The sequence below is a fragment of the Arcticibacter pallidicorallinus genome, from assembly GCF_003002875.1.
In the GTDB taxonomy this organism is placed as follows: domain Bacteria; phylum Bacteroidota; class Bacteroidia; order Sphingobacteriales; family Sphingobacteriaceae; genus Arcticibacter; species Arcticibacter pallidicorallinus.
In genome coordinates this window covers 399,920-426,053 of record NZ_PVTH01000001.1, presented here as the reverse complement: position 1 = coordinate 426,053, position 26,134 = coordinate 399,920, and the positions used below count along the sequence as shown (strand labels likewise).

Sequence of the window (26,134 nt, the reverse complement as noted above, 5' to 3'; positions counted from 1 at the left end):
GGTTAACTTAACACCTGTATTTCCTTAAAGTTTTTGTTTGCATTAATACGTACGCGCTTTAACGCATCAAATTCAAGCTCCACTTGCTGTTCCTTCCCGTCGATAATAACGCGTGTTGGAAGGAAAGGAAGTCCAATCAGCTTAAGATCATACGTTTCGTAACGCGGGGTGTATAAGCCTTCCGAGAATTGACGAATGCTCAGGCTGTGGTCATCTCCTTTGACGACAAATTTCTTTTCTGTATAAATTTCCTGCTCATAGGCGAATGTGTCGCCATGATCCTCATAATAGAAGGAATTCACTTCATACGGCGCATGGTAAACCTGGAACTTGATCTCTTCAAGATCTACCTCTCCCACATATTGCATTACCGGCCATTCTGGTATTACAGAACCTGCTTTCACGAATATAGGCATGCTATCGAGCGCCGCATGTGCGGTATGCTCCATCCCTCCTTCGTAGCTTTCGTAAGTCCAGTAGTTGTACCATTTACCTTCGGGAAGATAGACGGTTTTAGACGTTTGTCCCGGATGTAGGATTGGCGAAATAAGAATCTTGTCGCCAAATGTGAACTCTTCCTCACGTGCTCTGTTCTCAATCTTATCCTGCTCCAGCATCACCACGGGCCTTAAAATAGGGAAGCCATATTTGTGGTGTTCCCAGAAAGTTGAGTAGATATAAGGCATCAGCTTGTACCGAAGCTCGATGAACTTGCGGTTGATGGCTTCAAGTTCTTCGCCATAGCTCCAGGGCTCTCTTTCTCTGGTATCACCGGCAGAATGGGCGCGCATAAACGGCGTGAACACGCCTAACTGGATCCATCTCGTGAAAAGTTCTCCATCAGGTTCACCTGTAAAGCCTCCGATGTCGGTTCCGCAGAAGGACACTCCTGATAAGGAAAGCCTCATACATTGCAGCAAGGCCAGCTTCAAGTGATCCCATGAAGCGAGGTTATCGCCCGTCCATACAGATGAATATCGCTGAACGCCTGCATAACCCGCACGGGTAATAGTAAGCGGACGTTTGTTTTTATAAAGTTTCTTCAAGCCGTCATAGGTTGCACGTACCATCTGCATGCCGTAGACGTTGTGTGCTTTACGATGGGAACCACGGTGTCCGTCGTATTGATGCCTGACGTCGTCAGGGAAAGTACCTGAACCAAATACCGCTGGCTCATTCATGTCATTCCAGATACCGGCTACTCCTGTGTCGACAAGACCTTTGAAAAGACCTCCCCACCACTCGCGTACTTCGGGATTGGTGAAATCAGGAAACTGGCATCTGCCTGGCCATACGTGGCCTTCCATGAAATAATCGTCGCTCCTGCGACAGAAGTACTTATTATCTTTCCCTTCTTTGTAGACCCAATAATTTTCGTCGACCTTAATTCCCGGGTCGATGATCACTACCGTTTTGAAGCCGTCGTCTGACAGCTCCTTGACCATTTTCTTTGGATCAGGGAAATATTTCTTGTTCCAGGTGAAGCATCTGTAGCCGTCCATATAGTCGATATCGAGATACAGTGCGTCACAAGGAATCTTCTTGTCCCGGAATGTTTGCGCGAGTTTTTTAACCTTACTTTCAGGATAGTAGCTCCAGCGGCATTGCTGATAACCGAGTGCCCATTGCGGTGGCATAGGGTGGGTTCCTGTAAGCGTATGATATCTCTTCACTACGTCCATCATATGAGGACCGTGAATATAATAGTATAGTAGTTCTCCGCCCTCGGCCCAGAAACTGGTTTTGTCCTGATCTTCCTGACCGAAGTCAAAGTAAGTTCTGTAAGAATTATCAAAAAAGATTCCGTAAGCAGTCGTATCCTTCAGCCCTATATAGAAAGGAATTGACCTGTATAGGGGGTCCTGGTCTCTTGCAAATGAATAGGTATCCGTATTCCAGTTCTGGAAACGACGGCCACGCATGTTAAATGTGGTTGGCTTATCTCCTAATCCGAAATAACCTTCCCCGGGGTGACCTTTCTTCGTACAGTAGACGTAATACCCTCCGAAGTCGACGTTTTCCTCCCAATGCATTGCAGAAAGGTCTTCGTTGATGATATTCTGCTGATTATCGGCAAACGATATCAGGAAGTGCTTTTTGTCGATGATGCAAGAGACCGTGTTGGTTTCCACACGGTAATCTTCGGCTGTTTCGGTAAAAGAGAATACTGTTGCCGTGTTAACAAGCTTGGGAACAGCGTAGGAGAAGTCTTCCAGAAAGGTACCCTGGGGGGCCATGCGGACGCGAATAATCTCGTCACTCAGGACCATAACTTCAACGGTCGACTCGCCGTCTGTAAAATAGAAACTGTTGTTAACCTGTTTGTATTCCTTTACAGACTGTAAGTAACGCTTTTCAATGGGCTTTAAACCTATTATTGGATTGTTGACATGCTGTACGCCTTCTTCCAATTGCTCAATGCTGATCTCCGGCAATGATTGCTTTTCTTTTTCTTCCATGATGTAATTCTGTTGCCCTGATGAAAGTGTTTGGGGGTAAATATAGAAAATTGAACTTTAAATGTTGTTACCTTTGTCTTGTGGAACATGTTTTTTCAAAACCGCTATTTCTGAACCGTTCAGAAGAAAACTTTAATAATCTGGCGATAGACGTGTTCAGATTTCAGGTAGCTCATAACGCTGTATACGCAAGTTTCGTGAAAGGGTTAAAGAAAGATTCTGAATCAATTACCAACGTCAGGGATATCCCCTATATGCCGGTGGAGTTCTTCAAAAATCACAGTATAATATCCGGCTCAGATTCCCCGGAAATAGTTTTCAGCAGCTCCGGAACCACCGGAATGGTGCAAAGCAAGCATGAAGTACTTGATCTGTCGGTGTACGAGGAGAGTTTCCGTAAAACGTTCGAACTTTTCTACGGCGATATCCGTGATCTCGTCATTCTGGCGCTCCTGCCATCTTACCTGGAGCGAGAGGGGTCCTCTTTGATCTATATGGTCGAAGATCTGATTCAACGAACTGGTAATCCGGAAAGTGGCTACTTCTTATACAATCACGATGAGTTGTATCAGGCTCTAGTTAAACTGCGCCATGCCGGTAGTAAAGTGATACTAATCGGTGTAACGTACGCCTTGCTTGATTTTGTAGAACGCTATACGCTGGATTTTCCTGATCTTATTGTGATGGAAACCGGGGGAATGAAAGGAAAGCGCAAGGAGATGATCCGGGAGGAGCTTCATCAGCAGCTGTGTGCGGGCTTTGGCGTGAATGCTATTCATTCAGAATACGGGATGACCGAGCTTCTTTCCCAGGCATACTCTTCGGGAAAAGGGTTATTTAGGTGCCCACCCTGGATGCGCATCGACATACGGGATATCAATGATCCATTTAGCTTCTTGCAAACAGGAGCGACGGGGGGAATCAACATCATTGATCTGGCGAATATCTATTCGTGTTCGTTCATTGCAACTCAGGATCTTGGAAAGAAGTACCAGGACGGCTCATTTGAGATCATAGGAAGGTTCGATAACAGTGACATACGCGGCTGTAACTTGCTGGTTCAGTAACATTATCAGGCCTGTGACTTAGCGGCAGCTTCAGGATGCGACAGCTGACCATACGGAGGTTACACTGAATAAAAAAGGCGCAGCGCTGGTAATAGTTTCCCTCCCGCGCCCACACTGCACCTTTTTTTTTACTATTATGCTACGGTAATAAGAAAATAGTTCTTCTTACCCTTTTGTACCACTATAAATTTGTCGCTAATCAGGTGTGTTAACTGTATGAGCTCCGCGGCATCAGCAACCTTGGAACGATTAATAGCTAAACCACCACCCTGAATCATCTTGCGTGCTTCGCCCTTAGAGGGGAATACCTTCGTATGTTCAGCAAGCATATCTACCACGTTGAGACCTTCACTAAGCAATTCCCTTGACATGTCGAACTGGGGTATCCCTTCGAATATCTCCAGCACTTCAGCTTCAGTCAGTTGTGAAAGAAATTCGATCGGTCCGTTTCCAAAAAGGAAGTCTGAGGTCGTTAACGCTTTTTGCAGCGCTTCCTCAGAGTGAGTGCGGATGGTAATCTCAGCAGCGAGGGCTTTTTGAAGTGCGCGCATATGTGGAGCCGTTGCATGCTCAGCTTCAATAGCCTCTATTTCCTCCTTAGATTTCAAGGAAAAGATCCTGATCCAATTTTTCGCATCCTCATCACTCGCATTCAGCCAAAACTGATAAAACTTATAAGGAGAAGTCCTCTCGGGATCCAGCCAAACGGCACCAGACTCAGTCTTTCCGAACTTGTTACCATCAGCCTTCTTGATGAGTTGAGTAGTCATCGCGAAAGCTCCTCCTCCGCCCATACGGCGTATTAGCTCTGTTCCGGTCACAATATTGCCCCACTGATCTGAACCACCCATCTGAACCTGACAGTTTTTGTTCTTCCACAACCAATAAAAATCATAACCCTGAATCAGCTGGTAGCTGAATTCGGTAAATGACAGACCGGCATCTCCCTCCAAACGCTTCTTAACGGAGTCTTTGGCCATCATATAATTCACGGTGATGTGCTTTCCAACGTCACGAATAAAGTCTAGAAAGTTGAAATTCTTGAACCAGTCGTAGTTGTTAACCATCTCGGCACTATTAGGACCGCAGTCGAAATCCAAAAACTTCTTCAACTGCGTTTCCAGGGCATGAACATTCTTCTGGAGCGTTTCTTCCGAGAGCAAGTTTCTCTCCGCCGATTTCCCTGAAGGGTCCCCAACCATTCCTGTGGCTCCACCCACAAGCGCAAAAGGCTTATGTCCTGCGTTCTGGAAATGGATGAGCGTCATGATTTGTGTAAGATGCCCCACATGGAGAGAATCAGCAGTTGGATCAAAACCAATATATCCCGATACCATGCCTTTATTCAGTTCTTCCTCTGTTCCAGGCATCATATCGTGTAGCATGCCTCTCCATCTGAGTTCTTCTATAAAATTCATTTTGTTCGTTTAAAGTCGCAAAGATAGAAATTCTGCGACTTAATGAGCTCTCGCTTCCCTGAATCAATAAATCTTATTATATTGTAGCAATTGCGCGTCACCTCCAACCCATGAACTTCCTTTCCCATTTTTATTTTGACAGAGATGAAGAGAACCCATATCGGATCATGGGCATCGTACTGCCTGATCTGCTAAAGAATGCCAATAAGGAATGGAACTTGCGACCAGAGAAGAACGAGCATCTTTTTCTGCACGATGACTCACAGAGAGGCCTTCTCGAGGGTTGGAAGCGGCATCTGGAAGTAGATCGCTACTTTCACTCTTCAGAATTTTTCCGCAGGCATACTTCGATACTACGTCTGCAGATCGTACCCCATCTTCTCCATTCGAATGTCAGGCCTTCTTTCGTAGCTCATATCGCACTGGAACTCATGCTCGACAGCCTTCTCCTTACTGAGTTAAACCTCAACTCCTCGCGTTTTTACACTCAATTAACGAATGCAGACGAAGATATGCTGGACAACTTTCTTCTATTAAACAACATCCCGGAACCTTCGACCTTTTTTAACTTCCTGGAAGGGTTCATACGCTCGAAATATCTGGAAAGTTATCGCGAACCCAAGGACATCATGTACGCTATCGGAAAGATCTGTCAGCGTATATGGCCTCAACCTTTTACAGACGAAGAGAAGTTCCGTATTGCCACAATCCTTACCGCTTACCTCGAGGTCCTGAAAGAAGACTTCATTACCATTTTCAATCAGATCGAAGTCCGTCTCCTACCCTACGCCGCTAAATAATTCAAAATACCTATCTTCGCTTTATGTCAATTTCTGATATCAAAAGCCGTATAGATGCCCTTACAGCTGAGCTTAACCAGCATAATTATAATTATTATGTTCTCGCTCAGCCCACCATAACTGACTTTGAGTTTGATCAGAAACTCAAGGAACTCGAGCAGCTTGAAAAGGATAACCCTGAGCTTCAAGATCCCTACTCCCCCACCCAACGGGTCGGTGGAGAGATAACGAAAGAGTTTAAGACGGTTAAGCATAAGTGGGCTATGCTTTCCCTGGGCAATACCTATAATGAGCAAGATCTGCGTGATTTTGACGACCGCATTAAAAAAGCTATCGGTGATGATTTCCAATACGTTTGCGAACTTAAATTCGACGGCTTATCCATCAGTCTGACATATGAAAACGGCAAACTCCTAAGGGCGGTAACACGTGGCGACGGAACACAGGGAGACGATGTTACAACGAACGTTAAAACCATTAAGCGCATTCCACATCACGTAAAGGCTGATGACTACCCAGATACCTTTGAGATTCGGGGCGAGGTATTTATGCACAGGGCCGCTTTCGAGCGTCTCAATACGGAGCGAATCAATAACGGCGAGGTTCCCTACGCAAATCCCCGGAACTTTGCGTCAGGCACGCTCAAGCTTCGAGACTCTGCCGAAGTAGCCAGACGACCGCTAGATTGCTTTCTCTACTTTTTATATACCGATAAACGCCTTTTCAGGACTCATTGGGAGAGCCTGCAAGCTGTCAGTAAATGGGGCTTCCACGTATGTGAACATAACCGACTCTGCCATACCATTGACGATGTTATTGAGTTCATCCATTATTGGGAAAACGAGCGTTACAAATTGGGATACGACATCGACGGTATCGTGATCAAGGTAAACAGCTATGCCCAGCAGGAGGAGCTTGGTTTCACGGCCAAATCTCCGAGATGGGCCATCTCCTATAAATACAAAGCGCAGGAGGTGGAAACAGAGCTGAAGCTCGTAACCTATCAGGTGGGGCGTACTGGTGCAGTAACCCCCGTCGCCAACCTCAAACCTGTCCTGCTTGCTGGAACAACGGTTAAGCGTGCTACTCTGCACAACGCCAATGAGATGGAGCGCCTTGACCTTCACGAAGGCGACACTGTCTTCGTCGAAAAAGGCGGTGAGATCATACCAAAGATCACTTCCGTGAATACACTGAAACGGAAAGAAGGAAGTGCAAAAATCGTATATCCTGAGCTCTGCCCCGAATGCGGAAGTAACCTCATCCGAAAAGAGGGAGAAGCGGCATTCTACTGCCCGAACGACGAAGCATGCCCGCCACAGATCGTTGGCAAGATCCAGCATTTTTGTAGTCGCAGAGCGATGAACATAGACGGTATTGGTAATGAGACCATAGAACTCCTCTATCGCAAAAACCTGATTGAGCATATAAGTGACCTCTACGTTCTTTACCAGAAGCCCGATCAGCTGCGTGAACTGAAACGTTTCGGTGAAAAGTCAATCAGCAATATGCTCGAAGGCATAGAAAAGTCGAAGCAGATGCCTTTCGAGAAGGTACTTTTCGGACTGGGCATCCGTTATGTAGGCGAAACAGTCGCCAGGAAGCTTACCATACACTTTAAAGACATCGATAGTTTGATGAGTGCCAGTTATGATGAACTGATTGCAGCTGACGAAATTGGCGGACGCATTGCCGAGAGTATTCAACTGTATTTCCAAGACCAACGGCATATTGATCAGATCAGCCGTTTGCGCGATAGTGGACTTCAATTTAGCCGTCAGGAGCAGGAAATTATCTTTTCCAGTGATAAGCTGGCCGGCAAGACCTTTGTTATATCAGGAGTATTTGAGCAGTACAGTCGGGATGAGTTATCCTCCATGATCGAGATGAACGGCGGAAAAATACTCAGTGGGATATCCGGAAAATTGAACTACCTGTTAGCGGGCGACAACATGGGACCATCTAAGCTAGAGAAGGCCAACAAGCTCAAGATTCCGATTATTTCGGATGAAGACCTCCTTAAGATGCTAAACGATTGATAAAACGGAACTATTTTTCAATAAAACCTATTAACTTAGCAGACTAAATTTCAAATCCGATAATTAGGAATCACAGGCACTTACGAATGAATAAATTTTTAGGAACTGGAGTAGCTATGGTTACCCCGTTCGATCAGAATGGATCAATAGATTATCAGGGACTAAGCAAACTGATTAACTATCAAATAGACGGCGGAGTCGAATACCTGGTTGTTCTGGGAACAACAGGTGAGGCTGCTACCCTAAGCAAGAGTGAAAAAGAAGCTGTATGGAAGTTTACTGCCGAAGTGGTAGATAAACGGGTTCCTCTCATGGCAGGTATAGGCGGCTATAATACCGCAGAAGTGCTTGAAGGACTTAAGAAGTTTAATACAGAAGGCTACGACGCAATCCTCTCTGTGAGCCCTTTCTATAATAAGCCAACACAAGAAGGAATTTATCAGCATTATAAAATCATTGCTGAACAATCTCCCCTGCCGGTTCTGATCTATAATGTTCCGGGCAGAACAGCCAGCAATATTTCTGCTGAAACCACGCTGCGTCTTGCTAACGATTGCAGCAATATATTTGGCACTAAAGAAGCCTCCGGTAATTTCGATCAGTTTAACGTTATACTGCGTGATAAGCCGGAAGATTTCCTCTTTATCTCAGGAGATGATGGCATCACCCTTCCCCTTATAGCGATGGGTGGCTCGGGTATCATTTCTGTAGCAGGAAATGCCATACCAAAGCAACTCTCGGATGTCGTTCGGCTTGGTCTTTCCGGCGACTTTAAGACAGCTGCACCCAAGTTTCTGAAGCTTACGAATTTCTTCAGCAAACTCTTCGCTGAAAACAACCCTGGGGGCATAAAATCAGCCTTGAAGCACTTAGGGATTTGTGATGATTACCTCCGCTTACCGCTATGTCCTGTTAGTGAGCAGAACAGCGAAGTGATCCGCCTGGAGTTGGATAAAATCATATAAAAACAAAAAAAGAGAGTATCGCTACTCTCTTTTTTTGTGTAAAATTACTTCTTAGCAGCTACCGAATTTTTAGATTCCTGAATTTCCAGACGAATGGACTGTGCAAGATTTTTAATATCCTGCAAGCCTTTTCTTAATCTAGTACCGGCAGCACTATTTCCTTTGTTATAGAATTTGTCTGCATCTGCCTCTAAGCCAGTCAGGAGCTCCTTTAGCTCGGTAAACCTTTCAAAATTTGCCATAATACGTTAGTTTTAGTTCTGCTTCTATTAAGCTTAAGCTAATGTAATAGCTTTTTTGAAGAAAAAAAATAATTATCTACGAATTAAGACAGCTAACCGACCTGAAAACGAAGACTATACGTTTACAGCACTCTGCTCTTTGTAATAACCTGCTTTAAGCTTTTCTGCAACCTCTGAAAACGCATCCAGGGTAACCTGAACATCTTCCGGTGAGTGTGCGGCCGTTGGAATGATCCGAAGCTCCATTAAACCTTTCGGAATAACCGGATACACAACGATTGAGCAGAAAATACTGTAGTTCTCACGTAAATCCATCGTGATGGCCGTAGCTTCGTTCAGCTCACCTTTCAAGAATACAGGAGTTACCATGGTGTCAGTTACACCTAGGTTGAATCCGCGTTCACGCAGTCCCTTTTGTAAAGTAGCAGCAATATTCCATAGTTTCTCTCTCAGCTCAGGCTTACTTTGAAGCAGCTCCAGCCTCTTACGTAAACCGATAACCATAGGCATCGGAAGAGCCTTCGCAAAGGTCTGTGAACGCATATTATACCTGAGATAGTTAACAATCGTCTCGGTGGAAGACACGAACGCACCAATTCCTGCCATAGACTTCGCAAATGTCCCAAAGTAAACATCAACTCCGTCAATGCAGTTTTGAGCCTCGTGAGTACCCGCTCCTGTTGCTCCCATTGTACCGAATCCGTGTGCGTCATCGATAAGCAAACGGAAATTAAAGTCGCTTTTCAAAGCCACAATGTCCGCCAGTTTGCCTTGAGCACCCGACATACCAAATACACCTTCTGTAATCACTAATATACCACCACCAGTCTGACTGGTAAGCTTTGTAGCACGCTCCAACTGCTTTCTGCAGCTTTCAATATCATTGTGTTGGTAAACAAACCGCTTACCAATATGAAGCCTTAAACCATCTATAATACACGCATGACATTCCGCGTCATAAACGATAACATCGTTACGGTCAACAAGCGTATCGATAATCGATACCATCCCCTGATATCCGTAGTTCAGCAAGAACGCATCTTGCTTTCCAGTAAATTTTGCAAGATCCTGCTCCAGAGCCTCATGATGGTTGGAATTTCCAGACATCATCCTGGCTCCCATTGGGTAAGCCATTCCAAACTCCTGCGCACCTTTCGCATCCGCTTCCCTTACCTCCGGATGATTTGCAAGGCCAAGGTAATTGTTCAGGCTCCACACCAGGTGATCCTTTCCCCTGAACTTCATATGAGGTCCGATCTCACCTTCCAGTTTAGGAAATGCAAAGTATCCATGCGCCATCTTTTGGTGCTGGCCTAACGGTCCCATGTTCTGAGATATCTTATCGAATATATCCAACGTATTAAAATTTAATTAACTACAAAATAAAGTTGCAAAGTTAGCAATTTTAAAAAGCTTGCCTGCATTAATTCTTACAAAAGCAAAAAGCCCTTACTAACTGCAAGGGCTTTGATTTCTATTAAAATAAATCTAGTCTACATTATCGTGTAAAAACGAATTATTAGGTCTGATTTCAGTCACCCCATCTTCATTAGATAAGGTAAACCGAGAAACCTGAGATTCTGAAGAATGCGGAACCTGTTGAAGAGCCATTTGTTTCCTTTTGTAAGCTGGCTCTGCTTCCAACTCCTGAAGCCCATTCGCTGAACGTAGCTTCATACTCAAATCCTTTAGTCTCAAAATACGTTCCCTTGACTTTCTGAGCTGCTCCTCGATAGACTCATCTGTCTTGTTCTCGTCGGGGTTATAAGCTATTGGCTCAACCGGTTTAGCTGGCTCCTGAGCTGAGGGTGCCGATTGTACGGGTACATCATCAAACTGATATTCACTTTCAGCCACTTTAAAACCAAATTCAAAAGACGACTCCTGAATCTGCTTTTCTTCATCCTGCAAAGTATGTCTGATCACTTTCGGTTGTTCAGCAACCTTCTTTTCTTCTATTTTCTTCGGAGCAAAACCTCCAAACAAATCAACCTGTAATTCCGCTGTAAACTTAGACGGAGCAGGCTCCTCTTCTTTCAGCTCTTCAGCCTCTTCAACTTGTTCAATGAAAGAATTTACAGGCTTAATCATCGGCGCATTGTCCGGTGTCAGCAAAGACACCTTTTTTTGATGACTCTTCTCTATAGCCCTTTCCTCTTTCGTCTGGAAGCCTGTAGCAATGATCGTTACCGATATTTTATCACCAAGATTTTCATCCATACAGTTACCCCAGATAAGATCAGCCGCTAAACCAGCTTCATCCTGGATGTAATCTGTAATCACGCTCACCTCGTCCATAGAGACTTCCCTCGAACCCGAACTGATATTCAACAGAATGTAACGGGCACCTTCGATTTCGTTATCCTTCAGCAATGGAGATGCAAGAGCACCCTCAACAGCGCGAAGAGCACGGCTCTCGCCTTCTGCAGAATAGCTACCCATGATCGCAACACCGCTGTTGTTCATAACTGTGCGAACATCCTTAAAGTCGACGTTTATATAACCCGGTATCGTAATAATTTCCGCTATCCCTTTTGCTGCAGTTGTTAAAATATTGTCTGCCTGGGCGAAGGCTGCACTAAGCGTCAGGTTTCCGAAGATTTCCCGTAACCGGTCATTGGATATGACCAGATAAGAATCTACGTACTTTTTAAACTCCTCGAGCCCTTCTTCTGCCTGCATCTTTCTACGCTTTCCCTCAAAAGAGAAAGGAGTAGTAATGATGCCTACCGTAAGAATATCCAGTTCTTTCGCAGCTTTTGCTATGATCGGACTTGCGCCCGTACCGGTTCCACCACCCATTCCTGCAGTAATGAACAACATTTTGGTCGTGCTGCCAAGCATACGTTTTATATCTTCAATATTTTCTATTGCAGAGTTCTTCCCCACCTCAGGTATTGATCCAGCGCCCATTCCCTCCGTTAAACTTGCACCCAGCTGAACCTTATTAGGAATCGGGCTAAGTTCAAGGGCCTGGGCATCCGTATTACAAATGATGAAATCCACCCCTGTAATTCCTTGCCTATACATATGGTTTACTGCGTTACCACCGCCGCCACCAACACCAATTACCTTGATAATTGATGATTTTTCTTTTAACATTTCAAACTGCATATCGTTATCAATCAATAGAATAGATTTCGAATTTTATCGCCATTGCACCATCGTAATATTAAATAATTTTACACAAAGGTTTTCCACATTTGTTAAGATTGTGGAAAACTAATCCTTTGTTGAAAATTACTTCAGGTAATCCTCGTCCTTGATATCATCTTTGATAAACCTCGCACCCGTTTGAAGGAGCTTATCAAATAAGCCGATACTTTTCTTATTCTTCGGATCCTGAGGCGCTTGTACATAAACACCTGGCTGTTTCATCATTTCCTGCACCTCTTCTGCTTTCTGAATTCCCTTGATCAAAAGACCGATACCTGTAGCATAAAGCGGACTCTTCAGATCATCATATATATTCTTAGGCAGCACTTCATTTTTAGCAAGATGCTCGTTAGGATATCCCACACGGCAATCCAGCCCTGTAACATACTCAACCAGCTGTGGCAGATGCTTCAGTTGCGCCCCACCACCCGTAATCACGATCCCGGCGATCAACCTTTTCTCATATCCCGAAGCCTTGATTTCGTAATAAACGTGCTCAATGATCTCCTCCATTCTCGCCTGGATCACATAAGCCAGATTCTTAACAGAAATTTCCTTAGGCTCTCTTCCTCTCAATCCCGGCACTGAAATAATCTCATTGTCTTTATTCTCGTCAGCCAGGGCAGATCCGAAGCGTGTTTTCAGGAGCTCTGCCTGATTGCGCATTACCGAACACCCTTCACGGATATCCTCTGTAACGCTGTTACCACCGAATGGAATCACAGCCGTATGTCTGATGATGCCTTCGTGGAAGATCGCGATATCGGTAGTACCACCACCGATGTCTACCAAAACAACACCAGCTTCTTTTTCCTCGTCGCTCAACACAGCATCAGATGACGCCAGTGGCTCCAGGATCAGTTCCTGCGTTTCCAGGTTTGCATTGCGAACGCATTTCAAAATGTTCCTTACGGCACTCACATGACCCGAAATGATGTGGAAATTCGCCTCAAGACGTACTCCTGCCATTCCGATCGGATCTTTGATACCCGGCTCGTTGTCGATGGTAAATTCCTGCGGAAGGACATGAATAATCTCTTCTCCCGGAGGCATGACAAGCTTATACATATCCTCGATAAGCTTCTCGATGTCTTTACGCTGAATCTCGTTCTGCAGATCTTTCCTTGTAAGAATTCCGCGGTGCTGAAGGCTTTTTATGTGTTGCCCGGCGATACCGACATTGACGATCTTAATCTCTACGTTAGACTGGACACTGGCCTCCTCAACCGCCTGAAGAATGCCCTGAACAGTCTTCTGTATATTGGCTACCACACCCCGGCTCACACCAGCCGATTCTGCCTTACCCAATCCGAGTATTTCTATCTTCCCATGTCCACTTCGGCGGCCAACTATCACACAAATTTTAGTTGTTCCTATGTCTAAACCGACGACAATAGGCGAATTTTTCGATGATGTAGAAGTGCCTTTATCCATAACTAAGGTGTTAATTTTTTTTGCTGATGTATTGTTGATGTTTTCCGTTTTACTTTTGTGTTATCACGAGCCAGGCACTGTCTGCGAGGTTGCGCTCACAAATGATCTGGTTCGTGTATTTAATGTTTATTGTTTTATAAGCATTCCACCCCACAACCGGCATAGCCTTTTTGTAGAATACTTTTAAATTGCGCAGCCTTGTCTCCAGGGAGTCTGCATCTCCTAAAATAATCTTCTGATTTCCAACACGAGGCACGATCTCAATTTCTCGTTGTGCATTCACGTAGAGCTGCTCAAACTGATCTCGCCATAAAGAATCTTTTTCAACGTACAGAGCTGTTTTATACAAATCGCGCGTCACTTTTGTTCTAAGCGAATCTTCTCTTTTTGTATAATTTTCCGTTATATGTCCGTTCGCCACCAGTACATGAGGTGTATAGTCCTTAGACACAGGAATTTTGTTTCCCAGCCTGTCAATGTAATAATCCTGGTTGTTCAAAGTCATGACCCTTAAAATCGGATCACTTTGAATAACTTTAATGTTTACCGTTCCGTCCATATCCGCAAAAACCTTCGCGTCCCTGATATAAGGATTCCTCTTAAATTCATTCTCCAGCTCATGCAAATTAATCTCATGCAAGTACTTGCTGATAATCAGACCTGAATGATTCTGAATAATCCTGTTCACTTCGTTGCGGTCAATAAATCCCGCAGTTCCCGGTATGATAACTTTAATATCCTTACACTTTAAATAGCTCTTTTTACCATCGATAAAGCTCATCAATACCATCAGTCCCCCAATGCTGAGTAACCACGTGAATACGCACAAAATCCGTTTCCAGGCGATCCTTTTAAGCATGGCTCATCATCTCCTTTAAAGGTCCAACCATAGTATCAATATCACCCGCTCCAACCGTAAGCAGAAGTTCCGGCTTCCGGATTGAAATATAATGCAGGCACTCCTCCATGCTGCAAAGCATTTTGAGGCCGCCTTCCACTTCATCCAGAATAATCCTCGACGTCACCCCTTCTATCGGAAGCTCTCTGGCAGGATAAATATCCAGCAGAATCAACTCATCTGCCATACCAAGCGCCTCGGCAAAGCCGGGAGCAAAGTCCCTGGTACGGGAATACAAATGCGGCTGAAAAATCACCGTTAAAGTCTTATCCGGATACAGGGTTTTTACTGCCGAGATACAGGCTCTCAATTCTTCCGGGTGATGGGCATAATCATCGATATAAACCGACTTTTCTGCTCTTACCACATATTCGAAGCGACGTTTCACGCCCCTGAAATCAGCAATTGCCGTTTTTATATCCTCCGCCGGAATTTCCAAATAAAGGGCTGCCTGTATCGCTGCTACCGCGTTTTCAATATTATGTAGTCCCGGCAAAGGCATAGCGATGTCGCTGATCGCATTTCCATTACCAGAGAAGTCAAAAAAGAACTGACCATTCTCCACACGAACGTTATGTGCATAACTCTCCGCCTGTTCCGACGCTGAATAAGTCAATCCACCTGTCAGCGCGAGACCCTTTTTATGAATCAGCTTTCCTCCTTCTTTCAACTGCGAAGCAAAAAGCCGAAACGATTCCTTTACCTGATCGTCTGTTCCATAGATATCAAGATGATCCGCATCCATGGATGTTACAATAGCGATGTCAGGATGCAGCGTCAAAAATGAACGATCATATTCATCCGCTTCCACCACCATCACATTATTCTCTCCAAAGAGCACATTCGTATTGAAGTTTGACGAAATACCCCCAAGAAAAGCGGTACAATCATATCCTGTATGCTTCAGTATATGCGCAACCATCGTCGAAGTAGTGGTCTTCCCATGGGTACCCGCCACAGCGATCGTAAACATACCCCTGCTGATGATCCCCAGAACTTCCGAACGTTTCTTCAGGATGTAACCGCCATCTTTGAAATAATTCAATATCCTGGATTCCCGCGGAATAGCCGGCGTATAAATGACAAGGATATTTTCCTTGTCCGCCCACGCACTCACCAGTTCGCTGGTATCGTCAATAAACGAAATGCTGATATTCTCTTCAACAAGGCTATCTGTAAGGGCAGTCCGCGTACGGTCGTAACCGCTCACCTGGCATCCTCTTTTATGAAAATACCTGGCGAGGCCGCTCATTCCAATGCCGCCAATACCTATGAGATAAACCTTTTTAATTGAATCCAGCTCCATTTATACGATCATTTAGCTATAATTAAAACTTCTTTTGCAATCACATCATCCGCATCCGGAAGCGCAAGGCTGGCGATATTCGCCTGCAGCTCCCTGGACTTCTGCTCATCCCTGATCAAGCTTACCGCCAGCGAACCAAGCGTTCCCTCGGCTTCATGATCAGCGATCAGAACAGCTGCATTACGCTTTACAAGGGCCATCGCATTCTGCGTCTGATGGTCTTCTGCCACATTTGGCGAAGGCACCAGAATCACCGGCTTGGCGACAACACACAGCTCAGCAATCGTCCCCGCTCCTGCCCTCGATACAATCACATCAGCAGCGGCATAAGCCAGATCCATACGGTTTAAAAACTCAACGATGCGCACGTTTGCCGGCAACCTTCCCTGAGTTTTTTCCAGTATCGACTTATAGTAAAACTTACCCGTCTGCCAGATCAGCTGCACGTCCTCTTTCGCAAAAAGATCCAGCTCAGCCAGCATGCTCTTATTCAGCGTACCAGCGCCAAGGCTTCCGCCAGTAACTAAAACGGTCTTCTTATCTGCTGACAATCCAAAACTGGCAAGCGCTTCCGCCCGTTTTCCGCTTACCTCAACCGCTTCCTTACGAATCGGATTACCCGTCATTAATATCTTTCCGGCAGGAAAAAACTGGTCCATTCCCGAGAACGCCACACATACTTTTTCCGCCTTTTTACCTAACCATTTATTGGTCATGCCCGCGTATGAATTCTGCTCCTGAATGAGATAGGGCACGCTCATATTCCCCGCCGCCAGCAAGAGCGGTCCTGATGCATAACCACCAACACCTACAGCTGCATCCGGCTTAAAGTTCCTGATTACAGCCCTCGCCTTCATCAGGCTCGCTACTACCTTAAAAGGCAGCTTCAGGTTTTTTAACAGAGACTTGCGCTGAAAACCCTGAATATCCAGTCCCACTATTTTATATCCGGCAGCAGGGACTTTTTCCATCTCCATACGTCCGTTAGCTCCAACAAAGAGGATCTCCGTTGCCGGATCAAGGCGTTTCAACGCATTAGCGATGGCTATCGCAGGGAATATATGCCCTCCGGTTCCTCCTCCACTGATGATTATTCTTTTCGCCATTTCTTTATCTCCTTACATTGCCGGTATTTCACCCACAACTACTCTATCTTCTACAGTTTTCTCCTTACCCTTCTTCTCTTCAATATCACGACTTACACTGAGTATAATCCCGAAAGCTACACTCGTAAATAAGATCGACGTCCCTCCCATACTAACCAGAGGCAGGGGCACCCCCGTAACGGGACCTAAACCGACCGCCACGGCCATATTTGCGAACGCCTGGATACTGAGACTGAAACTCAGTCCCGCCGCCAGCAAAGCGCCAAAGGCCTTCGGACTCGCTGTTACAATCAAAATGCAGCGGTAAAGCAACATCAGATACAAAAACACAATTCCTACACCGCCCACCATTCCATACTCTTCAATAATCAATGCATACACAAAGTCAGAATACGGATGCGGCAGGTAGTTCCTCTGCGTGCTGTTACCCGGCCCTTTACCAAAAATTCCACCCGTCGCAATTGCAATCTTAGCCTGATTGGCCTGAAACGCTTTATCAGGATCAGCTTTTTCCGGATGCAGATATACATCAATACGGGAAGCATAAGTTGCCTTTCTGGGTCCCAAAAATATAACGCCTAACAACAACACAAATCCAAACAAGCATACAGCACCTATCTGCTTGATACTGATTCTTCCGATGATCAACAGCAATATACTCACACCGAAGAGCATCATAGCCGTAGACAAATTCGCCCAGGCAATTAACACGAATACCAGACCCACATACAGAATGATCGGAAGAAACGACTTCCTGACGTCCTTTATCTGTTCCTGCTTACGGGTTAGCATCCTCGCCAGAAAAGTAATCAAGGCCAGCTTAGCCAAATCCGAAGTCTGGAAAGTCTGATTTATGATCGGAATCGTTACCCAGCGACTCGCGTCGTTCACGTTATTACCAAAAATCAAAGTATATAAAAGCAATGGCACAGTCACGATCATCAGCACTTTCGAGATTCCCGCATAATAGCGATAATCCAGCAAATGCGAGAAATACATCAGCGCCAGGCCGCCAACAATCATCACCAGATGCTTGAATAAGTACTGCTCCGTACCCACGCCCTTCTTATAGGCGAGCGTACCTGTAGAGCTGTACACCGCTAATAATGATAATACCGAAAGTAATATCACGATCAGCCAGATCCATCGGTCTCCTTTTGCTCTGCTTAATATACTTTCAACCATATTCTTATAGTTTTATCACTACAAATTCTTTATAGCCGCCTTGAACTGATCTCCACGATCTTCGTAATTCTTAAACAAGTCAAAACTCGCACAAGCCGGTGATAACAATACCGTTTCACCCTTCTTCGCCAGATGATACGACATCTCTACCGCATCCTGAGCCGAGAATGCATTTACAATCACTTCCACATCTTCCTCGAAAGCCTCATGGATACGTTTGTTATCCTTACCCAGACAAACAATTGCGCGCACTTTCTGCCGAACAAGATCTTTCAGAATAGAATAATCATTTCCTTTATCTACCCCACCCAGTATCAGGATCACGTCAGTCGTCATGCTTTCCAATGCATACCATGTAGAGTTTACATTGGTCGCCTTAGAATCATTGATAAATTCAACGCCCGTGATTCTTCCGGCATGCTCTAAACGGTGTTCGATATTCTTAAAATCGCCCATGCTCTCTCTTACGCTTTCGTTGCGCAATTCAAGAACCTTAGCCACAATACCCGAAGCCATAGAATTGTAGATATTATGCTTTCCCTGTAACGCTAAATCTGTAATAGTCATCTTAAATTCTTGTTCTGTATTGAGTTTAATAATTATCTGATTATCCTTTATATACGCGCCCTTTTCGAGCTCTTCCTTTATTGAAAAAGGATAAGTAACCGCTACCGCGGGATGCTTCTTTAATATTTCGATCGTCTCCGGATCGTCTGCACAGTAAACAAAAACATCGCCTTCCGTCTGGTTCTGAATGATCCTGATCTTTGACTCCGCATAGTTCTCCAGCTTGTAGTCATAGCGATCCAGGTGGTCAGGTGTGATATTTAGTAACACCGCAATATCTGCCTTGAACTCGTACATGTCGTCAAGCATGAAACTGCTGATCTCCAAAACGTACCAGTCATGTTCCGATTGCGCAACCTGACGGGCGAAACTCTGTCCGATATTTCCGGCAAGCCCCACGTTCATCCCTGCATTCTTCAGAATGTGGTAGGTCAGCATCGTGGTTGTTGATTTCCCGTTTGATCCGGTAATGCAAATCGTCTTCGCCTTGGAGTATCTTGAAGCGAACTCAATTTCCGAAACAACTGAAACACCTTTCTCCCGAAGCTTCTTTACCAGAGGAGCCTTCTCGGGAATACCCGGACTTTTAATTACCTCATCAGCCGACTCGATCTTCTCTACCGAATGCTGAAGCTGCTCGAAAGCAATCCCTGCATCTTCCAGTTCCTTAATATACTGAGGAGCTATAGGTCCCGCGTCTGAAACGAAAACCTCAAAGCCCTGCTTCTGGGCTAAGACTGCCGCTCCCGTGCCACTTTCACCCGCACCTAAAATCACGATATAACGCTTTGATTCCATTATCTCAGTTTTAAGGTTACAATAGTTAACACAGCCAGAATAATCCCGACGATCCAAAAACGGGTCACGATCTTCGATTCATGATACCCCTTCTTCTGGTAATGGTGGTGAACTGGCGACATCAGCAAAATCCGACGCCCTTCACCAAATTTCTTCTTTGTGTACTTGAAATATGACACCTGTAGGATTACCGATAAATTCTCGAACAAAAACACACCGCAGAGGATCGGAATCAATAGTTCCTTACGAATCATAATCGCAAAAGCAGCGATAATACCACCAATAGCTAAACTTCCCGTATCACCCATGAACACCTGTGCCGGATAGGAGTTGTACCATAAAAAGCCTACGCAAGCACCCACAAAAGCCCCCGCAAAAATCACGAGCTCTCCGGAGTTGGGGATATACATGATGTTCAGATACTCCGCCATGATGGTATTACCCGATACATAGGCCAGCACGGCCAACGTCACCCCGATTATCGCCGAGGTCCCCGTGGCCAGTCCGTCTATTCCATCCGTTATATTGGCGCCGTTCGATACCGCCGTAACGATTACAATCACAAAGAACAGGAACACCACTAAGGCATACTTTTCATGTCCTTCTCCCAAAAAGCTCAGGAATTTCGCATAGTCGAATTCGTTGTTCTTCACGAAAGGTATGTTTGTCATGGTCGACTTCAGGTTCTGCGTGAAGTAGTAGGAATTACCCTTTTGGTGTACTTCAAGCGGACTCGTATTCGTCGTTGGCAGGGTAACCTGCTGACGTACCACAATATCCGGATGGAAATACATCGTCCAGCCGATAATCAGCGCCAGCACAACCTGACCGAGGATCTTAAACCTCCCTGCAAGACCTTCTTTATCCTTCTTAAATACTTTTATATAATCGTCAATAAACCCGATGATACCCATCCAAACTGTAGTAACGAGCATCAGAATGATATAGACATTTTCCAGCTTGGCAAACAACAGTGTAGGAATCAGGATTCCCAAAAGTATGATGATACCACCCATGGTAGGCGTCCCCTGTTTCTGCATCTGTCCTTCAAGTCCCAGGTTCCGTACCGTTTCCCCAACCTGCAGCGCGTGCAGCTTCTTTATCAGGCGACTTCCGTAGATCGTAGTGAACAATAGCGAGAAGATGATCGACATGGCAGTTCTGAAGGATATGTATTGAAAAACACCCGTACCGGTTAGACCGTACTCATTATGCAACCATGTAAATAGATAATATAACATCAGCCTACCTGGATTAGTTGTTCAGTCAATACTTTCTTGTCATCAAAAGGATGCTTTACACCCTTTATCTCCTGATATTTCTCATGCCCTTTTCCAGCCACCAAAATGATATCTCCGGCCTTCGCCAGATGACATGCCGTACGAATGGCTTCTCCCCTGTCCGCTATTACCAAAACTTTTCTTTTATTTTCCGGACTTACTCCCGCTTCCATCTCTCTGATGATCTCCATCGGTTCTTCCGAACGCGGATTATCAGACGTCAAAATCACTTTATCGCTCCAGTCGCATGCAATCTGCGCCATCGGCTTACGCTTTGTCCTGTCTCTGTCACCACCACAACCAATCACCGTAATCACCTGTTCAATACCTTTTCTGACGGATTGAATGGTGCTTAACACATTCTGGACAGCATCAGGAGTATGAGCATAATCGACAATAGCGATCACGCCATTAGGGGCAGTTATATAATCAAATCTTCCTTCCGCACTGCTTAGTCTGCTCAAAATGGTCAGCACGCGGTTGCTATCCTGCTCCAGGAGCATAGCGGTTGCATACACACTTAGCAGGTTATAGGCGTTGAAATTCCCGATAAGTTTGAACCAAACTTCCTGACCATCAATTTCCAGAATCAGTCCGCTCAACTCGTCTTCAATAATACGAACCTTGAAGTCGGCCATATTCTTCAGGCCATAAGACTTCTTATAGGCCTTCGTGTTTTGCAGCATAACCTGCCCGTTGCGGTCATCTGCATTTGTTAAGGCAAAAGCCGATTTAGGCAAAGAGTCAAAAAAGCCCCGCTTTGCTTTCAGGTAAGCATCGAAGGTCTTGTGAAAGTCCAGATGATCGTGCGTCAGGTTAGTAAAAACCCCACCCGTAAACTGCAGACCCGCAATACGGTGCTGAGCTACTGCATGAGAACTGACTTCCATGAAGCAATAATCGCAGCCCGCGGCCACCATTTCAGCCAAAAGCGTGTTCAGCGCGATCGGATCAGGCGTAGTATGCGTAGAGGGAACCACCGAATTATGAATATAGTTCTCGACCGTAGAAACCAAGCCCACCTTATACCCCAGCTCCTTAAACAACTTAAACAGCAGCGTAGCAACAGTCGTCTTACCGTTCGTTCCGGTAACGCCAACCACCTTCATTGACTCAGACGGATGATCGTAAAATTCAGAGGCGATCAAACCCAGCGCTATAGCTGAATCCGCCACGACCGCATAGCTTACACCCTCTGCCAACACAGCGGGCATCGTCTCGCACACAACGGCAGACACACCCAGCTCAACGGCTTTTCCGATGTAATCATGCCCGTCAGAAACCGTGCCTTTAACTGCAATGAACAAAGAACCTGGCTTTACCTGTCTCGAATCAAAGCAGATATTCCCGATGCCGACAGTGCCAGAGCCCTGCAGATCAAGAATCGTGATTCCGCTTAATAATTCAGTAAATGTTCTTCTCATTGCAATTCTATATTTATTGGGTATCCTTTAACAATTCTCGAACCGGCAGCCAGCGACTGTTTGATAACCTTGCCGCTACCCTTCACTACTGGCTTGAGACCGGCATTGCTTAACAGATATACCGCATCTTTTAATCCCATTCCCGCAACATCCGGAACACTATGAGCGTTTATCGAAACCTCTCTCACAGACACGCCATTACTCGTATCTATCGGATGCACAAATTCACTATTCGACGCATAGTATGCTTTTATGCCCAACGCTTTATATACCTGACGCGTTGCTTCATTATGGCCGGCCTTAGAAGGAGGCAATTTGGTGTTGCCCACTAATCTTTCAGGTACCGGGTTATACATTTCCTTGTCGTTGGCATAAATCTTATCCGCAATTTCGCGGAACGGTGGACCGGCAACCTGGGCTCCATAATATCCATTCTTTGGTCCGTTAACCACAACAATCAGCGAATACTTCGGATTATCCGCCGGGAAATACCCGCAGAAAGAAGCCTGATACTGACGCTTCGCGCGGTAACCTCTGTTCGCATCAGCTACCTGTGCAGTGCCTGTCTTCCCAGCTACTTTATACAAGGGATTGTAGATGATCCTGCGTCCCGTACCCTCCGTGATCACACTCTCCAGCAGCTCCTGCATCGTCTTGATAGCCTCATCAGATGCAATTTTATCGTTGATGACCCGGGCATCAAAGTGCTCTATCGTATTTCCAAGTCTTCTTATCTCCTTCACGAATATAGGCGCCAGATATTTGCCGTCGTTCGCTATCGCATTATAGAAAGACAGCATCTTCAACGGTGTAAGCTGCATTTCGTAACCATAAGCCATCTGAGGCAACGACATATTCTTATTCCAGCTTCTGTTGTTAGGATTCTTCACCACAGGTTTAGCCTCCCCTGGAATCTGTAAATCTAATTTCTCATGCAGGTGCCAGTTATACAGATGGTCAGTAAACTTGGACTGGTTCTCCTTATACGTTTGGTTAACGAGCTTTGCAATCGCCGCATTTGACGATGTATTAAAAGCTCTTTTTACCGAAATAGTACCAATACTACCGTGTGAATCTTTAATAATATGTCCCGGGATTTTATAATTCTCCGTCGAAACCAATGTACTCGTATCTACAGCTTTGTCTTCGAAAAGAGCCAGATACGACGCAACCTTAAACGTAGATCCCGGATCCTGATTTCCGGCTATGGCATAATTAAATTTCTCTTCGTACCTGCCTTTTCCCGTACGGGTATAATTGGCAATTGCCCGAACCTCACCTGTTTCGACCGACATAACAATAGCTGATCCATGTTCAGCATCGCTTTTAATTAACTGCTTCAGTAGTGCATTCTGCGTGACGTCCTGAATATTGATATCGATCGTCGATACGATATCCGCACCGTCTTTAGGGGCAATTTCAATATCTTTATTTACCGGCATCCAGATTCCACCTGCTATACGCTGCATCAGCCTTCTGCCGCTTTCACCATCCACATATTCGCCGAACGCACCTTCCAGTCCTACCGGCTGCACGTGTTCATTATTATAACCTATTGTTCTGGCAGCCAGACTCCTGAACGGCAAAATTCGCTTGTTCTTTTGAACAGCGATTAAGCCCCCTTTATATTTTCCCATATTCAGGATCGGGAAAGTCTTAATTACCTTGAGCTCCTGGTGAGTTACGTTCCTTTTTAGAAGAAAGTACCGCTCCCCGTCTTGCCTGGCCTTGCGTAAAATATTGGAATATTGACGCGGGCTTTTGTCGTTAAAGAACCGTGACAGTTTCTCCGCCAGAGAATCAACCTTCTCGTAGAAGACCTGATCTTTCTCCACGCCGCCGGCCTTCAAATCGAGACGCAACTCATACTCAGGCACAGACGTCGCCAGCAAACTCCCGTCGTGAGAGAGGATATTACCTCTTACAGCTTCCACATTTACGAACTTAGTCGACAAGCTGTCGGCCATCGCCCTCCACTTTTCACCTTCGGTAATCTGAACGTGAAAAAGTTTAAACAATACAGCAAATGCCAGCAGAACGATCAGTCCGAAGGCTATATAAACACGCAATAAAATGTCAGTTCTGATATTCATAACTCACTGCTTATTTACTTCTATTCTTGCAATCTGCCCCAGGCAGACCGTGTACTGTTTTATTTTTCTGTCAAGGCCGGAACCATCAGTTTCTTCGGCGGTTCAACGGGCTCCCTCAGCCCCAGAGTATCCACTTTCTTGGCTACCTCTGTCTGCGTACTTCGCAACATCAAATCCGCTTTCAACGTCTTATAATCCCAGCGCATCTCTTTTACCTCTTTGTTAAGCTTATCGATGCTCCGGATATTCTTCTCCGTAAAATGCCGGTTTCCAATATACACCATCCCCAAAAAGGCGAGGAAAATAATAAAGGGCATCATCTCAGATGCTGCTTCTTTGGAGATCACTCCGTCGGTAAGTAGCACGGTAAAGAAGTTTCGGGGCAGCGTAACCTTCTTCTGAACAGGTTTGATTTCAATCTCCTGTTCGATTTCCTCTTCTTCTTTATCCCTTCTGAAACGATTACTCATATGCCTTCCAAATAATCATTAACAACCTACAACTTCACAGCAACCCGCAGCTTTGCACTTCTGGCGCGACTATTTAAGGCGATCTCCTCATCCGTAGCCACTACTGCTTTGCGCGTTACCGCATCCAGAGGCCGCTGTATATTTCCATAAAAATCTTTTTCCAGTTCGCCCCTGAACTTGCCCTTGGCAATAAAATTCTTCACCAGGCGATCCTCCAGTGAGTGATAAGACATCACCACCAGCCTTCCGCCCGGCTTCAATACATCGGCCGCCTGCAATAAGAACTCCTGCAAAGCCTCCAGCTCCTGGTTCACCTCTATCCGAAGCGCCTGGAAAGCCTGTGCCAGGTATTTATTTTCTTTTCCCTTCGGGATAAGCTTTTTAATCACCTCTTTAAACTCAGCAATCGTATCGATCTGTCGGTTTAACCTTGCCGTAACAAGCGTCCGCGCAAGCGATTTGGCATTCTGAATTTCGCCATACATACCAAATATCCGGTGGAGCTCCTCCTCACTGTATGAAGCAATAACTTCTTTCGCCGTGATCGGTGCTGACTGATCCATTCGCATATCGAGATCCGCATCAAACCTTGTAGAAAACCCCCGCTCTGGCTGATCAAATTGGTGGGATGAAACACCAAGATCAGCCAGAATACCATCCACCTGCATCGCCGAATGTAAACGGCAATAATTCTTTAAAAAGCGGAAGTTTTGATCTATAAAGGTTAACCGATCATCGTTTGGAATATTTTTTTTCGCATCTTCATCCTGATCAAAAGCCAGCAGTCTGCCGCCTTCGCCCAGGTTCTTCAGAATCTCCCGGGAATGTCCACCACCGCCAAAGGTGACATCAACGTACACCCCGTCCGGAATAATATGCAGACCCTCCATGCACTCTTTCAGCATAACAGGCACGTGATACTCAGACATCAGCCCTCCTTCCTGCGCCACCCATTACCTCTTCTGCCAGTTTGGAGAAGTTATCGGGTTCGTTGTCAAGCAGTGCATCATATGCATCTTTTGACCAAAGCTCAATTTTGTTAAATTGTGAAGCCAGCACCACTTCCGAAGATGCACCCGCATACTCCAAAAGCGATTTTGGAAGCAATATCCTGCCCGCAGCGTCCAGAGAAAGCTCAGTCGCACCCCTGGTAAAGTACCGAATGAACTGCCTGTTCTTCTCTTCGTACTGATTAAGCTTGCTGAGGTCTTCCATTATCTTGTCCCATTCCTTCCGGCTATAAATCACAAGATGCTTCTCGAAACCGCGATTCACGACAAGCCCTTCCTTCTCAGCCTCAGGCATTTGCTTCCTGAGTCCGGCTGGTATCATCAGTCGGCCCTTTGCATCGAGCTTACATTCAAATTCGCCTAAGAAGTGAGACATTAACAGCTTTAGTTTGAGTGGAGTAAAATTACATACTTTTA

General features: G+C 45.4%; 21 protein-coding genes. 4 read left to right on the top strand and 17 right to left on the bottom strand.

Annotated elements, in window-relative coordinates; all coding sequences use genetic code 11:
• Positions 1-2: 2 nt before the first annotated feature.
• Positions 3-2,459, bottom strand: coding sequence for a glycoside hydrolase family 31 protein (locus B0I27_RS01745; RefSeq protein WP_106290758.1), 2,457 nt, complete (start codon positions 2,457-2,459; stop codon positions 3-5).
• A gap of 80 nt (positions 2,460-2,539) precedes the next feature.
• Between B0I27_RS01745 and B0I27_RS01740 the strand changes: the two genes are divergently transcribed.
• Complete coding sequence (locus B0I27_RS01740; protein WP_106290756.1) at positions 2,540-3,526, top strand: LuxE/PaaK family acyltransferase; 987 nt, start codon at positions 2,540-2,542, stop codon at positions 3,524-3,526.
• Positions 3,527-3,660: 134 nt separating this feature from the next.
• Here the strand turns inward: B0I27_RS01740 and tyrS are convergent, their stop codons facing one another.
• Positions 3,661-4,944, bottom strand: a complete 1,284-nt coding sequence (gene tyrS / locus B0I27_RS01735) for a tyrosine--tRNA ligase (protein WP_106290754.1) — start codon at positions 4,942-4,944, stop codon at positions 3,661-3,663.
• Positions 4,945-5,054: 110 nt separating this feature from the next.
• On the opposite strand from tyrS, the gene B0I27_RS01730 reads away from it, so the two are divergent.
• The 3 genes from B0I27_RS01730 to dapA all read left to right on the top strand — a co-directional run bounded on the left by B0I27_RS01730 (position 5,055) and on the right by dapA (position 8,748).
• A complete protein-coding gene (locus B0I27_RS01730) occupies positions 5,055-5,744 on the top strand; it encodes an ACP phosphodiesterase (RefSeq protein ID WP_106290752.1) in 690 nt (229 codons plus the stop codon).
• A gap of 23 nt (positions 5,745-5,767) precedes the next feature.
• Positions 5,768-7,783, top strand: coding sequence for an NAD-dependent DNA ligase LigA (ligA, locus tag B0I27_RS01725; protein ID WP_106290750.1), 2,016 nt, complete (start codon positions 5,768-5,770; stop codon positions 7,781-7,783).
• Positions 7,784-7,869: 86 nt separating this feature from the next.
• Positions 7,870-8,748 (top strand): 4-hydroxy-tetrahydrodipicolinate synthase, encoded by an 879-nt coding sequence (dapA, locus tag B0I27_RS01720; protein ID WP_106290748.1) that lies wholly within the window; start codon positions 7,870-7,872, stop codon positions 8,746-8,748.
• Positions 8,749-8,792: 44 nt separating this feature from the next.
• Here the strand turns inward: dapA and B0I27_RS01715 are convergent, their stop codons facing one another.
• The 15 genes from B0I27_RS01715 to mraZ all read right to left on the bottom strand — a co-directional run bounded on the left by B0I27_RS01715 (position 8,793) and on the right by mraZ (position 26,093).
• A complete protein-coding gene (locus B0I27_RS01715; protein WP_106290746.1) occupies positions 8,793-8,990 on the bottom strand; it encodes a histone H1 in 198 nt (65 codons plus the stop codon).
• A gap of 114 nt (positions 8,991-9,104) precedes the next feature.
• Positions 9,105-10,346, bottom strand: a complete 1,242-nt coding sequence (locus B0I27_RS01710) for an aminotransferase class I/II-fold pyridoxal phosphate-dependent enzyme (protein ID WP_106290744.1) — start codon at positions 10,344-10,346, stop codon at positions 9,105-9,107.
• A 132-nt stretch (positions 10,347-10,478) separates the two neighbouring features.
• On the bottom strand, positions 10,479-12,104 hold the full coding sequence (gene ftsZ / locus B0I27_RS01705; RefSeq protein ID WP_106290742.1) for a cell division protein FtsZ: 1,626 nt from the start codon (positions 12,102-12,104) through the stop codon (positions 10,479-10,481).
• Between the two features lie 126 nt (positions 12,105-12,230).
• A complete protein-coding gene (ftsA, locus tag B0I27_RS01700; RefSeq protein WP_106290740.1) occupies positions 12,231-13,580 on the bottom strand; it encodes a cell division protein FtsA in 1,350 nt (449 codons plus the stop codon).
• Positions 13,581-13,629: 49 nt separating this feature from the next.
• Positions 13,630-14,439, bottom strand: coding sequence for a cell division protein FtsQ/DivIB (locus B0I27_RS01695; RefSeq protein ID WP_106290738.1), 810 nt, complete (start codon positions 14,437-14,439; stop codon positions 13,630-13,632).
• Complete coding sequence (gene murC, locus B0I27_RS01690) at positions 14,432-15,784, bottom strand: UDP-N-acetylmuramate--L-alanine ligase (RefSeq protein ID WP_106290736.1); 1,353 nt, start codon at positions 15,782-15,784, stop codon at positions 14,432-14,434. Before murC ends, B0I27_RS01695 begins: the two co-directional genes overlap by 8 nt.
• Positions 15,785-15,792: 8 nt before the next feature.
• Complete coding sequence (gene murG / locus B0I27_RS01685; protein WP_106290734.1) at positions 15,793-16,890, bottom strand: undecaprenyldiphospho-muramoylpentapeptide beta-N-acetylglucosaminyltransferase; 1,098 nt, start codon at positions 16,888-16,890, stop codon at positions 15,793-15,795.
• 12 nt (positions 16,891-16,902) lie between these two features.
• A complete protein-coding gene (locus B0I27_RS01680; protein WP_106290732.1) occupies positions 16,903-18,075 on the bottom strand; it encodes an FtsW/RodA/SpoVE family cell cycle protein in 1,173 nt (390 codons plus the stop codon).
• Between the two features lie 18 nt (positions 18,076-18,093).
• Entirely contained in the window at positions 18,094-19,440 is a 1,347-nt protein-coding gene (gene murD / locus B0I27_RS01675) for a UDP-N-acetylmuramoyl-L-alanine--D-glutamate ligase (RefSeq protein ID WP_106290730.1), read from the bottom strand.
• On the bottom strand, positions 19,440-20,681 hold the full coding sequence (mraY, locus tag B0I27_RS01670; protein WP_106290728.1) for a phospho-N-acetylmuramoyl-pentapeptide-transferase: 1,242 nt from the start codon (positions 20,679-20,681) through the stop codon (positions 19,440-19,442). The genes murD and mraY overlap by 1 nt, the downstream gene beginning before the upstream one ends.
• The gene (locus B0I27_RS01665; protein WP_106290726.1) at positions 20,681-22,144 is read right to left on the bottom strand and encodes a UDP-N-acetylmuramoyl-L-alanyl-D-glutamate--2,6-diaminopimelate ligase; all 1,464 of its coding nucleotides are present in this window, start codon (positions 22,142-22,144) and stop codon (positions 20,681-20,683) included. Before B0I27_RS01665 ends, mraY begins: the two co-directional genes overlap by 1 nt.
• Complete coding sequence (locus tag B0I27_RS01660; RefSeq protein ID WP_106290724.1) at positions 22,141-24,237, bottom strand: penicillin-binding protein; 2,097 nt, start codon at positions 24,235-24,237, stop codon at positions 22,141-22,143. Before B0I27_RS01660 ends, B0I27_RS01665 begins: the two co-directional genes overlap by 4 nt.
• Positions 24,238-24,296: 59 nt before the next feature.
• Positions 24,297-24,707, bottom strand: a complete 411-nt coding sequence (locus B0I27_RS01655; RefSeq protein WP_106290722.1) for an FtsL-like putative cell division protein — start codon at positions 24,705-24,707, stop codon at positions 24,297-24,299.
• 26 nt (positions 24,708-24,733) lie between these two features.
• Positions 24,734-25,636: a 16S rRNA (cytosine(1402)-N(4))-methyltransferase RsmH gene (gene rsmH, locus B0I27_RS01650; protein ID WP_106291221.1), complete on the bottom strand. Its 903-nt coding sequence runs from the start codon at positions 25,634-25,636 to the stop codon at positions 24,734-24,736.
• Positions 25,629-26,093, bottom strand: a complete 465-nt coding sequence (mraZ, locus tag B0I27_RS01645; RefSeq protein WP_106290720.1) for a division/cell wall cluster transcriptional repressor MraZ — start codon at positions 26,091-26,093, stop codon at positions 25,629-25,631. The genes rsmH and mraZ overlap by 8 nt, the downstream gene beginning before the upstream one ends.
• Positions 26,094-26,134: the final 41 nt, after the last annotated feature.

What these genes read in the sequence shown, in the direction of transcription:
- B0I27_RS01745 (WP_106290758.1), bottom strand. Translation starts at nt 2,459, where the DNA reads ATGGAAGAAAAAGAAAAGCAATCATTGCCGGAGATCAGCATTGAGCAA.
- tyrS (WP_106290754.1), bottom strand. Translation starts at nt 4,944, where the DNA reads ATGAATTTTATAGAAGAACTCAGATGGAGAGGCATGCTACACGATATG.
- B0I27_RS01730 (WP_106290752.1), top strand. Translation starts at nt 5,055, where the DNA reads ATGAACTTCCTTTCCCATTTTTATTTTGACAGAGATGAAGAGAACCCA.
- ligA (WP_106290750.1), top strand. Translation starts at nt 5,768, where the DNA reads ATGTCAATTTCTGATATCAAAAGCCGTATAGATGCCCTTACAGCTGAG.
- dapA (WP_106290748.1), top strand. Translation starts at nt 7,870, where the DNA reads ATGAATAAATTTTTAGGAACTGGAGTAGCTATGGTTACCCCGTTCGAT.
- B0I27_RS01715 (WP_106290746.1), bottom strand. Translation starts at nt 8,990, where the DNA reads ATGGCAAATTTTGAAAGGTTTACCGAGCTAAAGGAGCTCCTGACTGGC.
- ftsZ (WP_106290742.1), bottom strand. Translation starts at nt 12,104, where the DNA reads ATGCAGTTTGAAATGTTAAAAGAAAAATCATCAATTATCAAGGTAATT.
- ftsA (WP_106290740.1), bottom strand. Translation starts at nt 13,580, where the DNA reads ATGGATAAAGGCACTTCTACATCATCGAAAAATTCGCCTATTGTCGTC.
- B0I27_RS01695 (WP_106290738.1), bottom strand. Translation starts at nt 14,439, where the DNA reads ATGCTTAAAAGGATCGCCTGGAAACGGATTTTGTGCGTATTCACGTGG.
- murC (WP_106290736.1), bottom strand. Translation starts at nt 15,784, where the DNA reads ATGGAGCTGGATTCAATTAAAAAGGTTTATCTCATAGGTATTGGCGGC.
- murG (WP_106290734.1), bottom strand. Translation starts at nt 16,890, where the DNA reads ATGGCGAAAAGAATAATCATCAGTGGAGGAGGAACCGGAGGGCATATA.
- B0I27_RS01680 (WP_106290732.1), bottom strand. Translation starts at nt 18,075, where the DNA reads ATGGTTGAAAGTATATTAAGCAGAGCAAAAGGAGACCGATGGATCTGG.
- murD (WP_106290730.1), bottom strand. Translation starts at nt 19,440, where the DNA reads ATGGAATCAAAGCGTTATATCGTGATTTTAGGTGCGGGTGAAAGTGGC.
- mraY (WP_106290728.1), bottom strand. Translation starts at nt 20,681, where the DNA reads ATGTTATATTATCTATTTACATGGTTGCATAATGAGTACGGTCTAACC.
- B0I27_RS01665 (WP_106290726.1), bottom strand. Translation starts at nt 22,144, where the DNA reads ATGAGAAGAACATTTACTGAATTATTAAGCGGAATCACGATTCTTGAT.
- B0I27_RS01660 (WP_106290724.1), bottom strand. Translation starts at nt 24,237, where the DNA reads ATGAATATCAGAACTGACATTTTATTGCGTGTTTATATAGCCTTCGGA.
- B0I27_RS01655 (WP_106290722.1), bottom strand. Translation starts at nt 24,707, where the DNA reads ATGAGTAATCGTTTCAGAAGGGATAAAGAAGAAGAGGAAATCGAACAG.
- rsmH (WP_106291221.1), bottom strand. Translation starts at nt 25,636, where the DNA reads ATGTCTGAGTATCACGTGCCTGTTATGCTGAAAGAGTGCATGGAGGGT.
- mraZ (WP_106290720.1), bottom strand. Translation starts at nt 26,093, where the DNA reads ATGTCTCACTTCTTAGGCGAATTTGAATGTAAGCTCGATGCAAAGGGC.